Origin of the sequence: Paenibacillus sp. FSL R5-0928 (genome assembly GCF_037970385.1) — a bacterium.
Classification (GTDB): domain Bacteria; phylum Bacillota; class Bacilli; order Paenibacillales; family Paenibacillaceae; genus Paenibacillus_AQ; species Paenibacillus_AQ odorifer.
In genome coordinates this window covers 5,318,935-5,332,733 of record NZ_CP150225.1, presented here as the reverse complement: position 1 = coordinate 5,332,733, position 13,799 = coordinate 5,318,935, and the positions used below count along the sequence as shown (strand labels likewise).

Below are 13,799 nucleotides of genomic sequence, written 5' to 3'. Positions count from 1 at the left end.
TAATACCCCTCCGCCAACTAGTTGTTATTATGAAGGCTTTTGGGGGTGTTGGAGGTGCTGTTCATTCATGGTAGATATGTTGTATCTGGTACACTCAATGACTAAAGGAGAATATGATGAAACGTTTAAGTTAGTACAGGCATACTTAAAAAAATACTTCAGTAAGGGCCAACTTCGTAAAGACAAGTATGATAAAAATGCCTATATTACAAATGCATTTTCTGAGTTTGGTTTTCAAGAAATTCGACTGCGTTCTGCCTCTTGGGGTCACTATTCCATAGAGGTGCGTTTACGCCCCCAGCTCACTATTGATAAAGATGGATATTATTTCGTAACAAAAGTATCTGAGTTTATAGGAGTTCAAAATGTCTTTAATTACGTGCTAAAGGATATTCTTTCGTTAAAAGTCCCCGATTTTTTTGATTGGACAGCCAAGAGAATAGAAGCTGCTGTAGATATAAGGCTGCCTGAACAGCTAATCCCACAATATTTATCATTATATAAAAAGGGATTCATTCCAGAGTATTTTTGGAACAATGATAGAACCAAGGAATACATCTCTTCCGTCACTAACTGTTACTTGATGTCAGAGAATAAAACAGTCAATTGGTATAATCGTTATGAGACACTATTAATTAAAGAGAAGGAATCGGGTAAGGAATTTAGAGATTTTACACTGACAAAAGGAGTACTTAGATTTGAAACTCAAGTTCGGGATGGAAAGGAAAAAGTGAGGGAATTATTAAGCCAACAAAGATTAAAAAATGAAGTAATGAAGTTTTATAAACTGATTGTTGGGAAAGGCGACTATCATTCCTTAAAAAGGGCAGAGCAAATAATAAATCAAAGAGTACGTAATTCTCAAAAACGTCAAACACTAATTTATATGCTTAAATTCATTGAACAATGTGGAGGAGTTACTAACGCTAAAGAAGTCTATGTTAAAGGTATGAATGCGAAGGCATCTGCTGATAAATTTGGAAAGATTCTTAAGAAAATTAGGGATTTGAATATTAATCCTGTTCTAATTCCTGAAGACTGGGAAATTGATTACATTGAGAATCCTTATGCTAAAATTGAAGAGGGATTTGAATGAAATGAAGCCCGCTAAATTAATTCACGGGCTTCAAATGAGCTGATTCTCGTTATTATTCTTCTTCTCTATACTTATCGTACAAATCTTGTGCGGTTTCGACCACATCATATTTGTTTTCAATTGTTTGGCTTACTGCATCTACAGTAGATTCTACTACACGTTCCCAAAAGTCACTCATCGTTTAATTCCTCCGTAAATTTATTTTGATTAATGTTTCCAGGCTTTAAGGCTGCTGAGTGTTCCATATCTAACACCGAATAAATAACCAATGGCTGTTCCTGCACCGGGGAATATTGCAGTGCCAAGTGCTGCTCCTGCTCCTCCTCCGATTAGTACGCCCGCTGCGGTCAGCGCTGTCTTCCCGGCAGTGTCAATTACTTTATCCATGATTCTCACCTCCTCTCAGGGATTAACGCAAAATAAACAGGAAGAGCGCTGCTCTCCCTGTTGCATAGATGATTCTATTTTGTTTGCTACTTAGTACTTGAGGGTGGATTAAACATTCGAACTAACTTAAAGAGATATCCGATCAAGTAAAACGGTGTTACAGCCCAACCAACAAATACAGACAAGATGATTTTGTAAACGATGTAATTAGAGATCGTCGTAAATACGGTGATGTTACGTTGTAGCTTGCTTATGAATTTCCAACCAAATGGAATAGATAGAAGAACATAAAGTTCTATCATTTTTGACCACCTATAATAATTATGCACTAACCCTTATTCTTCTGTAGCATTAACTTGGATGTAACCGATCTTGTTGCCACTATCGACGCTCAAAACAACAGTTGTCGGTATTGCACCGCCATTATAGTTATAAGAATATTGAGTGGTATCTTGCACCCCAGCAGATGTACTTATAGGCTCACCAAACACTTGATTTGCTTTATCCAAGCTGTCAGAGGTTCGAATACCATGAATGTTGAAAACAGAATTTGAAGAAATTATGAGTTGTTTCATCAAATTATTTTCATCAACAAGTAATTCAAAGCCTTCTTCCATGGCATACATTGTTTCTCCTTGAGAACTGTTTTTATCCTTAATTGTATAGAGTGACTTTAATTCGTCTTCAGTGGCCGATAAACCAAGAAGACTTGAGAGGTCGAGTGAAAGAGACTCCATACTTGAATCATAAGCAGAATACTGAATGGTGCTGATCTTGTCGGTATCTGGTCTTGTGGAGAATACAAGCAGATAATCTTCTTCAGTCAGGTACATGACGATTTTCTTGCCGTCCTTTTCTTGAGTAAGATTTGGTTTACCCAAACGTGCAACATTATCAGCAAAAGATGAACCTAACGTTACATCGAAAATTTTGTATGTATCCTTCGAGCTTCCCTTAACAGCATCCTCTTGTAGTGTGATCTCGCTTGCGCCTTGCTTGTCACCGCTAACCATAAACCCAGAATTATAAGCAATGGCATAACCGTCTGAATCATCTCGAATAACCTCATTTGGTTCTCCAAACTTCGTTATGATTTCTTCCTTAGTCATCGTTTGCATTTTTGATAGCTCGTAAGCCGTTGACTCTCCTTCTGAAGAGAGTATGCTAACAACAGTGATTACAACAAGTAAAGCAAGAATCCAGAACCACCAACGCTTAAGAAGAGGCTTCTTCTTTGATTTCTTGATCTTGCCGGAATGTATAGCTTCAGTTGTAGACATGGTTAATTGCTCCCTTATTCTTCTTTTATATTCAGTGACTTTTGCTTATCGACAATCATGTTAGTGTTGTCAATCAAGACTTCCAGCAGGCATTGCTTAATCTGTTCAGGGGTAACCGCAGACGATTGACTGCAAAAAGTTTTTGAACCTCCTCCCCTGGAATCCACCAGAAATAACAAGTCAATCAGAGCAATTTCCAAAGCCTTGGATATTTTCTCCAAGGTTTTTATAGTAGGGTTCTTTTCTCCTCGTTCAATCTGACCGATGTAGGATGTGTTAACTCCTGCATTTAGTGCAAGCTGCTCCTGACTGAAACCATTTTTTAACCGTAAAACCCTGATATTTTCCCCAATAGATTCGATGCTGTTCATTTCCCTTCACCCCTAATCAAACGATAGAATTTTTTGGTAGGAGGCTCAACAGGATATAGTGCGGATTTCAATGCCTATAGTAGAGAATTGATACGGAGTGTGGTTAAACCGTGGATAAAAGTATTTAAGAGGAAGATATTTATATTTCATTGTTTGAGGGACATACAAATAAAAGCTGTTTAGTGAAATTTAGAAATGACCATGCTCTTTCAAACTGTAGAAGCGATTGCCGCCAATGATTACATGATCAAGGACTTCTATTCCTATGATTTCCCCAGCGGCTATGAGTCGTTTTGTCAGATTCACATCCTCAATTGACGGCTCCGGGTCACCACTCGGGTGGTTGTGAGCGCATATGAGTGAGGCGCTACAGCGTCTAATTGCAGCGTGGAATACTTCTCTGGGATGGACTATGGCGGCGTTTAGAGAGCCTACGGAGATGACTTCTTTGAATATGAGGCGGTTCTTGGTGTTGAGGAAGAGGCAGAAGAAGTGTTCTTTCTGTTCGTAGCGCAAGTCTGGTTCGAGCAAATGGAAAATATCTTTTGGACTACGAATGATATGTTGATTCTGGTTGGGTAAAGTCAGTACCTTTGCAAGTTTTAACATAGCAGTGATTTGCCGGGCTTTTCCTTTGCCGATTCCTTTTATAGATACCAACTGTTGCTCTGATACATCCATTAGTTCTGCTGGTGTTGGAAACTTATGAAGCAATTCTCTAACTATGTGGCTATCCTCTTTTTCATTTAGTATCGAAGAAACTAATCCTATTAATTCTTTATCGTTTTTCATTATTCAAACCTCTCTCTTTTATTTTGCTACATTCTTAGCGTATCTTGCTAGAATATTTCATTACCTATAAGATTCAATGATATAATATATATTTGAAATGAAGTCTAATGCGGTTTATTGTATACTTAACCACCAGAGTAGGTAATTTTAATATTAGTATTGAAGTAATAAACAATAATTTACCAATGAGGAAGTATTGAATTTGCGAAAAAATCAGGATCTAGATCTTTCAGGATTTTATAATTTACATGAGTTAATAAAAAGAGACATTATACAAAATATCAAAAAAAACACTACTCCCTTTGATTTATATCAAAATAAAATACTAGAGTTATCATCTTTAAGTATGAAATTAAAAGAAGATGATTTAAGAAATAACTTTGTTAATGAAACAAGCTATTTTGTTCTTTTGTGTTATTTGTATACGGAATATTTACATTTACATTTTCAAAAAAAAACATCTTGGAGTTTATTGGCTGGAAAGTTAGATATTCAAGGGGTTTATTCGTGGTATACGGTAACAGGAGAATTAACAAATGAGATAACTAAATTAATAAATGAGAGTCTAATAAATTCATTATCAATTGAATACTTCTCTGATATTTATGAGTCATTGCTAGATAGTACTGAAAAGAAACGATTAGGACAATTCTATACTCCTGAAGAAATTGTGGATTTAATAGTTTTAGAAGCTAGTATTAATTTTGATGATATTGATATGAGTAAAACAATTATTGATCCAGCTTGCGGAGCCGGGGTGTTTTTGACTCGAATAATAAATAAAATGAACAAAGAAAAATCTTTTATAGAGATTTTGGAATTTGTTTACTTTAATTTATATGGCAACGATATTAATCCGTTCGCAGTTGTACTAACTAAATTTAACTTGACCTTTAATCTCATTGGACTACTAAATAGCAGGGAAGACCTAGATATTTTCCTTGAAGTTTATAGTGATTTCCCAAATATATTATTGAAAAACACATTGCTAGAAATAGATGTAAGAAAGTACGATGTAATAATTGGTAATCCTCCTTACTTTAAAACTACTAATAATGACTCCCTCTTAATATATCAAGAGATTATTTATGGACAACCCAATGTATACGGGCTGTTCTTATACTGGGCTTTAAAGCATGTTTCAATAGAAGGTATTGTTTCTTTAATCATTCCTCAATCCTTTAAGTCTGGATTATATTTTTTAAAACTAAGAAGATTAATATCAGAATTAGAATTAGTATCATTAATTAATTTTAAATCCAGAACTAAAATATTCAAAAATGTAGAACAAGCAGTTGTCATTTTAACTATTAGAAATTCAATACGAGAAAATACCAATGTTAAAGTAATCAATCAAATTGATAGTAAAGATAAAGAAACTATCTCCTTTGAAACATCTATGGACAATATAATAATGGACAAAAGATATAATTACTTCATTTTTATACCTAACTCAAATTCAATTTTAAATTTGATTAAGAAAATTTATTCTGAGTCTACTAATTTAAAAGAAGAGGGGGATTATTTATTTGGTACTGGAGCATTCGTCTGGAACCAACATAAGTCACTACTTAAAAGCGAAAATAATCAAGATTCTTTGCCCATTATCTATGCTGGATTTATAGAAAAGTTTAATTTTATGTATAAAGATTTTCCTAATAATAATTCAGAAAAAAAACAATTTGTTAATTATAGTGAAAAAATCAAGTCTATGATTTCAACAGGTCAGAAACTTATAGTACAAAGAACATCTACTTTCGAAGATTTACAGAGAATTAAATCTTGTTTATTTAAGGAAGAATTCTTATATCATAACCCTGCCTATCTTTTAGAAAATCATGTTAATTTTTTGTATGACAAAAGACATAAGTCTCAAACTATTCCTGACGATATTTTAAAGTTATTTCTTGGTCTAATCAATTCTAGACTTTTGAACATAATATTCAGTGTGAAAAACGGAAATACTCAAGTTTCTTCTTCGGAACTTAATTTATTGCCAATGTCCTTTAAATATCAAAATTCTATTATTGAGATGGTGAACCTAATAGAGTTGAACCCTACTCAAAAGTCAATTGATAGTTTAGACGAAATAATATACGAAAACTACTCTCTAACTACTAATGAAATTGATATGATACGCAATTATATTAGGTGAGCGAATCTATAAGGAGGAATAAAATTGAATAACTCATTTAACTTGTCAGTAAGCGCAAGACACGTAGGGCAGATGGGAAGAGAATTAATGACTAACTCAGTAACATCATTAGTGGAGTTAGTCAAAAATTCTTACGATGCTGATGCAGAAGGAGTCAAGATTTCTTTTAATAATATTTTGAGTGAGCATCCGAGTATTGAAATAATAGATACTGGATCTGGAATGACTAGAAATGATGTTTTTAAAAAATGGGCTGTAATAGGGACTAATAACAAACTTAAGAGCTTATATAGCCCTAAGGGGAGGAAACAAGCTGGTAAAAAAGGAATTGGTAGATTTTCTGTTGAGAGTCTTGCTGAAATAGCTGAAATAGTGTCTTTTCCGGAAAACGAAGATCCCTTTAAATTCAAGATTAATTGGAATAAATATGAAGGTCTAGACTTGAATTCGATAAAGAAAAGTTTGAATATGCTCAAATCAGATGGTGGACATAAGGAAAGTGCTCATTTTCTGAAAAGACAATTCGAATACATTGAACTTAATCCGAAATTCCCCAAATACATACAATCATTTATCTCAGAGAGAATCAATAACAAAAATTATAACTATAAAATATTTTTGAATAATCCCGATTTGTATAAATTCATCGAAGAAACATTAATGGAAAATTTGGATGAGTATGACAAGCTTAACGAATATGATGATAAAATCGAAGAAATAGATCATCAAATAGAAGAATTATCCATTGAAGAAAAAAGTAAATATAAAATGGTTCTTGATGATCTTCATAAAAAAGTTAGTGTTAGTACAAATAGAGCTTTCACAGGATTAATAATTAGACTCCAGTTTTTAAGGCATGAATGGACTTTAAAAGATATTAACAAAGTAAAAAGAGAAATGCGTTTACTTGTTTCACCACAAATTCTTGAGAATAATATATTTCAACCAATCATAGATGCTAAAGAATTTAACTTGGATGAAGATCTGATTGTAAATAATATTCTCAATTTGCATACAGCGAAAATAACAGCTGAAGTAACAGATAATGGAAAACGAATTTTAATAAATTACTTAAAAAAAGATGGCTCAAAGAGCCTTCCACTTAGTCTAGAACAAAAGAGACCTCTACTCTGCGGAAATGTTAAATTAACAATTTACTTTTTCCTCATAGAAGCTCTATCACTAAAAGATGAAAGTATCAACTTTGCACAAGCCAGAGAAATTCTAAAAGAATATTGTGGCATCAAAATATATAGGGATGGATTTCGAGTTAAGCCTTATGGGGAAAATGGTAATGATTGGTTGTATCTTGATAGTGTCAAAATAAAAGAAACTCATAAATTTAAAGTCGGAAATAATCAGGTTATTGGTACTATTCAATTAACAGAACATGATAATCCCCTCTTAATAGATGCTACTAATAGAGAAGGAATTATTGAAAATACTGCTTTCGATGATTTGAGATATTTTGTATTAGAATGTACAAATCTAATCTCCACACAACGGTATAACGAAACTAAAGATGATAAAAATATTGACTCTTTGCCAAAACTTGAAAAGAAAAAAAATACATATGATGAAGTACTCACAAAAGAAGAACTGGAAAGAAACAAGCAAAGACAACGCATCATAAATCAGAATTTAGAAAAACTTGGACAGGTAATACCTGATAAAAAAACTAGAGAAGAAGTAATTAATATAGCCAATAATTTCATAGAAAAAAATCAGGACGACGTTAATTTTTATAAAGAGGTTATCAAAACACATAATGATACTTTTAACAAAGCAGTTAATTTAATAGAATCAAAACAAACCGAAATCGATATTTATAAGAATTTAGCAACTCTTGGTATTTTAACGGGTTCCTTTGGACATGAAACTGCTGATATTATAAATCGTATTTTCAATGGAATTAGTTTCATTAATCATAAACTAACTGATCACAAACTAAACAACATGTTGGATAGTATGATAAATGACGCTGATCGTTTAAAAGGTTATAGTGATTTAATTATAAATTTTGTGAGGAAAAGTAATAGAAATACTGCAGAATACCTTGAAACAGATGATATAATTAGCAACATTGTGAATGTATATAATGGTGTGATAAAGTCTCAAAAGATTGAAATATCACTAGACTTGTCACAATATAAGACTGGTTTTAAAATGTATAGGATTGATTTAGAATCGATCATTATTAATTTACTAACTAATTCATTTGAAGCATTGAAAGAAACAAGATCAAAAAAAATAGTTATTAAGACTAAATTGAGTGAATCATATTTCGAATTAATTTTTGAGGATAATGGAAAAGGCATTTCAAAGGGGTATGAATCTATTGTCTTTAATCCATTTCAAACTACAAAGGATACAGGAGTAGGCTTAGGTTTGACTATAGTTAATGATATCATAAAAAAATACAAAGGAACTATTTCCGTTTCAAACTCACTTATTCATCAAGGTGCGGTTTTCTATATTAAATTTCCTCTGGAGGATTAACCATGAAGCTTAAAGGTATTTATATTGATGATGATCCATCTAATATAGCTATGTACACTACTGTGCTTGAAGAAGATTCTGAAATAGAATTTGTTCCTGTGGATGTACTTGAGACACCCCAAGAATATTATGAATTTATATGTTTACAAGGAATAGATTTTGTCATAATTGATAGGCACCTTGATAAGACTGGTGCAAAGTATGATGGATTTGATATTTTAGACGCAATAAGAATGAAAGACTCTTACATTCATATCTTGTTACTAACTAACGATGAAATTGCGCACTCATCTGAATATTCTGAATTTGATCAGACTGTAAAAAAAGGAGATCTCTTTGATGAAAGTGAGAACATAATATCTAGAATTAAAAGATCTCACATACTAAAGAGATCCATAGAAGATTCAGACCAAGTAAAGAATGCACTAAAAATACAAAAGGAACATACTGAATTAGAAATCAGAAAGCTTGATGAAATTCATGAAACATTAAAGAGTTTACTTAATAAAGAATAGGTGGACATCTCATGTCGGAATTTATCAGAAAAACAAGAAAAATAAATTATTATCATAACAAATGCAAGAAATATTTGCGGTTCGATTTTGGATATCGTTGTGCTTACTGTGGTCTCCATGAATTTGAGAGTATATTAGCTTATAATTCTTTTCAAATAGATCATTTTCGACCCAAAAAAAAGTTTGCTACATTACCCGATATTGACGATTATCCTAATTTATTTTATTCATGTAGTATTTGTAATAGCAGATCTGGTAAAAGCGATAGATGGGATGAAAGCTTGCTTAATCCCTGTATGGATAAAATTATCGGTGATGAATATCACATCAAGCCAAGCCCTGATCCTATAACTTTTAAGTTAGTCCCGAATTCTGAACAAGGTGAATTATTTATAGATATTATTAAGCTCGATCAAAAAAAACAAAGAGAAATTCGAAGAGAAAGATATTCTAGAAATGCTTCGTTGGATAGGAAAAGAGTGAAATTGGAAGAAATGATACAAGATGCGATGCTAACCCCAGAAAGTTTAGAGAAAAGAATGCTGCTCTCTTATCTTAAGAACGAATATAAAGAATTAGATTTTGAGTATCTTGGCCCCTACTATAAAGCTCAGATTTTAGATGAAGATGAGCTAATATTCTTTAATCTTATCTATCAAATTGACTCCCAAATAACGATTAAACAAGTATATGATGAAAATGAACTTGATATTATGCTTCAATATGCTGATTTATCTGCAAAATGCTATGTGGAATACACTAATAAACTTAAATTTAGAAATGGTAAAAAAGTAATAACTTTCAAAGAGGATATAATAAACTATTGGAGGTCAGAATCTGATAAAATAATGTGTTTATTAGTAAATACTGAAGAAAAATTGATTTACTTTTCTGGTTTGCCTAACGAAGGAAACATAGTTATTTTTGAAGAGCAAAATGTATTAACAAGAGACTCTTTCCCTATTATATTTAGCGAAAATTTGGATCTCTCTAGTATACAGGCTGCACCAGCGATAGCTCTACAAGACACTGATGAATAATTTGTACATAACTTTACCTAGAACTTCATTTTATTAAAATCTAATAGTTACCTTGGTCAAGACCTATTACTTGAATTCCCAGGTAGAAAGCCCATTTTATTTCTAAACCCTTACCCTGATTGACTTTTTTCCGCAATCCTTTTGCGGATCAGAAGCATCCTTTCATCTTGACAGTCTAGGAGTTTAAGTGTGTTTCAAATAGACAAGCCTCAAAAGAAAAAAAGTGATTGATTAGGCGTGGAAAAAAGTAGGGGCGTAAGTCTGTTTCTCCAATCTTTGTGCTAACATTTTTGCTAACATTGCTGCATATCTAAATTCCTGAACGGAGAGAGTATAGAACACAAAAAAGCACCCTTAACCCTCGTGCTTAAAGGATTTATGTTCGAGCTTTCCGTGGTCTAGAAATGGAGCTAAGAAGACTACTTCAGGACTTAAAATCCTGCGGTACGTGAGTACCGTACGGGTTCGACCCCCGTCCTCGGCATCACAGTGAAAACCTTGAGAAATCAAGGTTTTTTTGTTTTTTTTGTTGGTTTCGGAAAAAATTCCAAAGCAAAGGATGATAATATTGGACAAATTAGAAGCACTTGATAAGAACTTTGTCCCTATAGTAGAACCCCAGGTAAAGCTTCCAATAGCGTTCTCTCTTTGTTTGTTAGAATGGACGCTGATTTACACATATCTAAGTTGCTCCATCTTTTATTTGGGCAAGCATACGAGTTACAAATGAATTTGTATCAAGTCAGCAGAAATTCTCAAAAATAATAAAGGCGCTGGTGAAACAGCAAAAGCAGTACTTGAACAGTATGAGGCAATTCTATTAAAGCATAAGTCCGATCTCACCGTTCTCCAGCAGCAGCTATCTGATGTCGATATGCGGATTGCGGAATTGGAGAAGTAAATGAGAAAGAAGACACGATATCTCAGTATACAAGATTTTTCATGACACAAAGTCGGGCATTTATGTAAAAATATTTGATTCAAAGCAAATTAAAGATGCTCAAATAAAGGCTGACTATTAGCTGCTTGTTTATTACACATGTTATTGTTCTCCTTACGTATCACTCTTGGTGGCATCCTGAGATGAAGTTCTGTTGATGTCGCCGGATGTTTTAGGGAAATTCCTTGCCGATACCTTATCGACAGATCCATTAATGAGTTCCATTGCTTTTCTTCCTCCTTCTTTGGCTTAATAATATCCTCTTCTTTCCATTACCAGAATTCTACATTATTTCACTGTATCCTCCTTAAATGCCCTGGAGTTAACGGTGGTCATCAAATCCGCAGTGATTACGAATATTTCTAGATAAGTTCAATTTATAAGAAATCCAATCCAATATTTTGGGGGCTTTTACTTTTGTCTGGAAGGAGGAACAGGGCTGATATTTATAAAAAACTTGAATTAGCACTTCTTCTGACGAGACAAGTTGAAGTGTTAGTTGAAGCGATTATAACAGTATAAGAATTTTACCCCGGGCCACAACTTGAGATATTGCAGCAAGTTGATCTTAGAGTCGGTGAAATATTAGCTGCGTTGCAACCAAAAGAAGATTCAAATTTAGAAGTAGTAGTTATCCGGAAAAACAATAGAAAGGGGCGAATTATAATGACTAAATCACAAATCGCTACGTCAACAGTAGGTGCAGTACTTATTCCGACATATGATTATTAATATGGGGAGGCGGACGATGTCGTAACCATCATGGTCGCGCTTTTATTATCATGGATTGGTTATCAGGTATTAGAGCAGGCAAGAAAGACAACACCCATGCTAGTAAATACGGAATTGATGGAGTCTCCCGAACATTTTTTATGTTACTGCTTCCGGCTGATGGACATCTTTTGAACATGGTGTTTGGACTGCCTGAGGTTTGGAGCACTGTCCATCAGTAACCTATTTCATGTTTTACAAAGCATGAGTCCTAACTCAATTCGGACAGTGTGGGGAGATTCACTTCCATTACCTCTCTTGGATGTAGTGCTCAAGTGGGGAGGTAGTGAGTTGGATAACGCGCTACCAGCAGAAAGGGAACGATGATTAATGTCTCTGACACTGGATCGAGTAAAGAGTAAATCATCTACGAGATTTATTGGTTTCCATCCCGTTATTTTAGCTATCACAGTTTTAATTGAACGCTGTTACACTCGGAATGCCTATCCGTTTCACTCAACTATTTCGAACTATTGCTGAGCAAGTCGCTCTAAATGCACTAGGAAGCATTAAACTCAGCTTTAGTGTTATCAATGCAAAGGGTGGAACTAGTTATTATGACTTTGGACTAGCTATCGACCTTGCAGTGTTACTACCCGATGGGAAACAAGTATCTTGGGATATAAAACGTGACGGCGACGGTGGTAAAGTGGCTGATTGGACGGAGGTAGTTCAAGAGGCAAAATCTTTTGGCTTCAACTGAGGCGGTGTTTTTTTCCTTAATAAGGATGCATAGCATTTTCAAATGACTTCTGGACTGACAACCTCACAACTACGTGCGGGTACTAAGCCGACTGAAACGGAAATGGCTAAAGATTTGACTAATATAGAGCGGTACAAGGAAGCGGCGAGTTTCTTATGGCAGTGTTGGTTTGATTTATGGTATCTTTATGGTACCAAGATGGATTACGACGGAATCGTAGAGGGATATACACCAGACTCAATAAAGATTGCTCGTGCCCATTTGGTGCGAGTGCGATTTGAATTTAGAGCAGTGATAAGAACACCCCGTCAACCTTAATAGGTCAGCGGGGTGCTTTTATTTATTCAATTGTGTATTCACTAACTTCAAAGGTAAGTATCTTATCGTGTACAACATATTCTGTACGTTTGCTGAAAGGGCCTTTGTTGTTCTCGTGCTTATCTATTCCATACTTAGCAGATCCCGAAACACTGTCGTACCAATTTAGGAATGTAGTAACTTCTGACATTGGTAGATCAAATTCTTTTTCTAACCCAGTGGTTAGAGTTACTGTCAAAATTGCTCTGTCACCTGTTGGAACTTCCGGAGTAGCAGATGGAGTTGGAACAGGCGTAACAGTTGGTTCTGGTGTTGGTGTGGCAGTTGGTTCTGGAGCAGGAGTGTAGTTCATTTTTATTTCACCAATAGTAACAAAATAAGAGTATCCATTATTTTCTGATATATTTAATTTGTATTTTTTATACTCTTTTTCATTATTAAACGCGAATACTTTGTTCACTGATGTAGTCCAACCAGTAATGTTGTTTTGAGTGTCAAGAATAACCCAGTTTTCCCCATCCCATCCTTCGAAAGTCCAATTTTTAGGTGATTCTTTAGCTACATTCTCGTTTTTGCCACGACCTGTTAGAGAGTAAGAGTTAACAATTTGTGGACTTTCAAATTCATAAGCTATCCATCCATATGGCACACCTTCTTTAGAAGCCCATCCATAGTCGTTGTTGTTATTGTTAAATGCGTTGAATGCTTGATGGTCAATACCCCATTCGCTACTTGCACTTACCACTCCAGATGGAGAAGTATTAGATGTCATTACCGGAATTAAACTTGATACTGTTGTGGTATTTGCTTTAGTAATAGAAACAAAACTAAATAGCAGAAGTAAGGATAAAATGATAGGTACGTAAATTTTCTTTTTCATATGTATCTCCTTTAGTATGTTTATAGGAATCAAAGATACATAAATGCAACAA

At 34.1% G+C, this 13,799-nt stretch carries 16 protein-coding genes; 9 read left to right on the top strand and 7 right to left on the bottom strand.

All coding sequences use genetic code 11. The features are described from left to right. The first annotated feature begins 67 nt into the window (after nucleotides 1-67). Entirely contained in the window at nucleotides 68-1,096 is a 1,029-nt protein-coding gene (locus MKZ16_RS24100) for a hypothetical protein (protein ID WP_076103804.1), read from the top strand. A 52-nt stretch (nucleotides 1,097-1,148) separates the two neighbouring features. On the opposite strand, the gene MKZ16_RS24095 is transcribed toward MKZ16_RS24100, so the two are convergent. The 6 genes from MKZ16_RS24095 to radC form a co-directional block, all read right to left on the bottom strand. Continuing rightward, nucleotides 1,149-1,274, bottom strand: coding sequence for a hypothetical protein (locus MKZ16_RS24095; RefSeq protein ID WP_256715428.1), 126 nt, complete (start codon nucleotides 1,272-1,274; stop codon nucleotides 1,149-1,151). Between the two features lie 29 nt (nucleotides 1,275-1,303). Beyond that, a complete protein-coding gene (locus MKZ16_RS24090) occupies nucleotides 1,304-1,483 on the bottom strand; it encodes a hypothetical protein (protein WP_076103806.1) in 180 nt (59 codons plus the stop codon). Nucleotides 1,484-1,569: 86 nt separating this feature from the next. Next, the gene (locus MKZ16_RS24085; protein WP_076103807.1) at nucleotides 1,570-1,785 is read right to left on the bottom strand and encodes a hypothetical protein; all 216 of its coding nucleotides are present in this window, start codon (nucleotides 1,783-1,785) and stop codon (nucleotides 1,570-1,572) included. A gap of 33 nt (nucleotides 1,786-1,818) precedes the next feature. Continuing rightward, a complete protein-coding gene (locus tag MKZ16_RS24080; RefSeq protein WP_076103809.1) occupies nucleotides 1,819-2,763 on the bottom strand; it encodes a hypothetical protein in 945 nt (314 codons plus the stop codon). Nucleotides 2,764-2,777: 14 nt separating this feature from the next. Next, nucleotides 2,778-3,134: a helix-turn-helix transcriptional regulator gene (locus MKZ16_RS24075; protein ID WP_076103811.1), complete on the bottom strand. Its 357-nt coding sequence runs from the start codon at nucleotides 3,132-3,134 to the stop codon at nucleotides 2,778-2,780. A gap of 189 nt (nucleotides 3,135-3,323) precedes the next feature. Then, the gene (gene radC / locus MKZ16_RS24070) at nucleotides 3,324-3,926 is read right to left on the bottom strand and encodes a DNA repair protein RadC (RefSeq protein ID WP_076103813.1); all 603 of its coding nucleotides are present in this window, start codon (nucleotides 3,924-3,926) and stop codon (nucleotides 3,324-3,326) included. 202 nt (nucleotides 3,927-4,128) lie between these two features. Here radC and MKZ16_RS24065 point away from each other — a divergent pair, with 202 nt between their 5' ends. From MKZ16_RS24065 to MKZ16_RS24030, 8 genes are all read left to right on the top strand, one after another. Continuing rightward, nucleotides 4,129-6,081, top strand: coding sequence for an N-6 DNA methylase (locus MKZ16_RS24065; RefSeq protein ID WP_339814802.1), 1,953 nt, complete (start codon nucleotides 4,129-4,131; stop codon nucleotides 6,079-6,081). A gap of 24 nt (nucleotides 6,082-6,105) precedes the next feature. Next, entirely contained in the window at nucleotides 6,106-8,580 is a 2,475-nt protein-coding gene (locus MKZ16_RS24060) for a sensor histidine kinase (protein ID WP_076106106.1), read from the top strand. 2 nt (nucleotides 8,581-8,582) lie between these two features. After that, nucleotides 8,583-9,095 (top strand): response regulator, encoded by a 513-nt coding sequence (locus MKZ16_RS24055; protein ID WP_076106104.1) that lies wholly within the window; start codon nucleotides 8,583-8,585, stop codon nucleotides 9,093-9,095. A gap of 11 nt (nucleotides 9,096-9,106) precedes the next feature. Beyond that, the gene (locus tag MKZ16_RS24050; protein ID WP_076106102.1) at nucleotides 9,107-10,135 is read left to right on the top strand and encodes an HNH endonuclease; all 1,029 of its coding nucleotides are present in this window, start codon (nucleotides 9,107-9,109) and stop codon (nucleotides 10,133-10,135) included. Nucleotides 10,136-11,627: 1,492 nt separating this feature from the next. After that, nucleotides 11,628-11,807, top strand: a complete 180-nt coding sequence (locus MKZ16_RS24045) for a hypothetical protein (RefSeq protein ID WP_339814800.1) — start codon at nucleotides 11,628-11,630, stop codon at nucleotides 11,805-11,807. 50 nt (nucleotides 11,808-11,857) lie between these two features. Further along, entirely contained in the window at nucleotides 11,858-12,028 is a 171-nt protein-coding gene (locus tag MKZ16_RS24040; RefSeq protein WP_143759088.1) for a hypothetical protein, read from the top strand. A 236-nt stretch (nucleotides 12,029-12,264) separates the two neighbouring features. Further along, the gene (locus tag MKZ16_RS24035) at nucleotides 12,265-12,549 is read left to right on the top strand and encodes a M15 family metallopeptidase (RefSeq protein ID WP_143759087.1); all 285 of its coding nucleotides are present in this window, start codon (nucleotides 12,265-12,267) and stop codon (nucleotides 12,547-12,549) included. Between the two features lie 42 nt (nucleotides 12,550-12,591). Beyond that, a complete protein-coding gene (locus MKZ16_RS24030; protein WP_076106100.1) occupies nucleotides 12,592-12,867 on the top strand; it encodes a hypothetical protein in 276 nt (91 codons plus the stop codon). A gap of 22 nt (nucleotides 12,868-12,889) precedes the next feature. On the opposite strand, the gene MKZ16_RS24025 is transcribed toward MKZ16_RS24030, so the two are convergent. Continuing rightward, a complete protein-coding gene (locus MKZ16_RS24025; RefSeq protein WP_038572787.1) occupies nucleotides 12,890-13,747 on the bottom strand; it encodes a discoidin domain-containing protein in 858 nt (285 codons plus the stop codon). Nucleotides 13,748-13,799: the final 52 nt, after the last annotated feature.

Coding starts and splice junctions, on each gene's coding strand:
- MKZ16_RS24100 (WP_076103804.1), top strand. CDS start 68: ATGGTAGATATGTTGTATCTGGTACACTCAATGACTAAAGGAGAATAT.
- MKZ16_RS24095 (WP_256715428.1), bottom strand. CDS start 1,274: ATGAGTGACTTTTGGGAACGTGTAGTAGAATCTACTGTAGATGCAGTA.
- MKZ16_RS24090 (WP_076103806.1), bottom strand. CDS start 1,483: ATGGATAAAGTAATTGACACTGCCGGGAAGACAGCGCTGACCGCAGCG.
- MKZ16_RS24085 (WP_076103807.1), bottom strand. CDS start 1,785: ATGATAGAACTTTATGTTCTTCTATCTATTCCATTTGGTTGGAAATTC.
- MKZ16_RS24080 (WP_076103809.1), bottom strand. CDS start 2,763: ATGTCTACAACTGAAGCTATACATTCCGGCAAGATCAAGAAATCAAAG.
- MKZ16_RS24075 (WP_076103811.1), bottom strand. CDS start 3,134: ATGAACAGCATCGAATCTATTGGGGAAAATATCAGGGTTTTACGGTTA.
- radC (WP_076103813.1), bottom strand. CDS start 3,926: ATGAAAAACGATAAAGAATTAATAGGATTAGTTTCTTCGATACTAAAT.
- MKZ16_RS24055 (WP_076106104.1), top strand. CDS start 8,583: ATGAAGCTTAAAGGTATTTATATTGATGATGATCCATCTAATATAGCT.
- MKZ16_RS24050 (WP_076106102.1), top strand. CDS start 9,107: ATGTCGGAATTTATCAGAAAAACAAGAAAAATAAATTATTATCATAAC.
- MKZ16_RS24040 (WP_143759088.1), top strand. CDS start 11,858: ATGGATTGGTTATCAGGTATTAGAGCAGGCAAGAAAGACAACACCCAT.
- MKZ16_RS24030 (WP_076106100.1), top strand. CDS start 12,592: ATGACTTCTGGACTGACAACCTCACAACTACGTGCGGGTACTAAGCCG.
- MKZ16_RS24025 (WP_038572787.1), bottom strand. CDS start 13,747: ATGAAAAAGAAAATTTACGTACCTATCATTTTATCCTTACTTCTGCTA.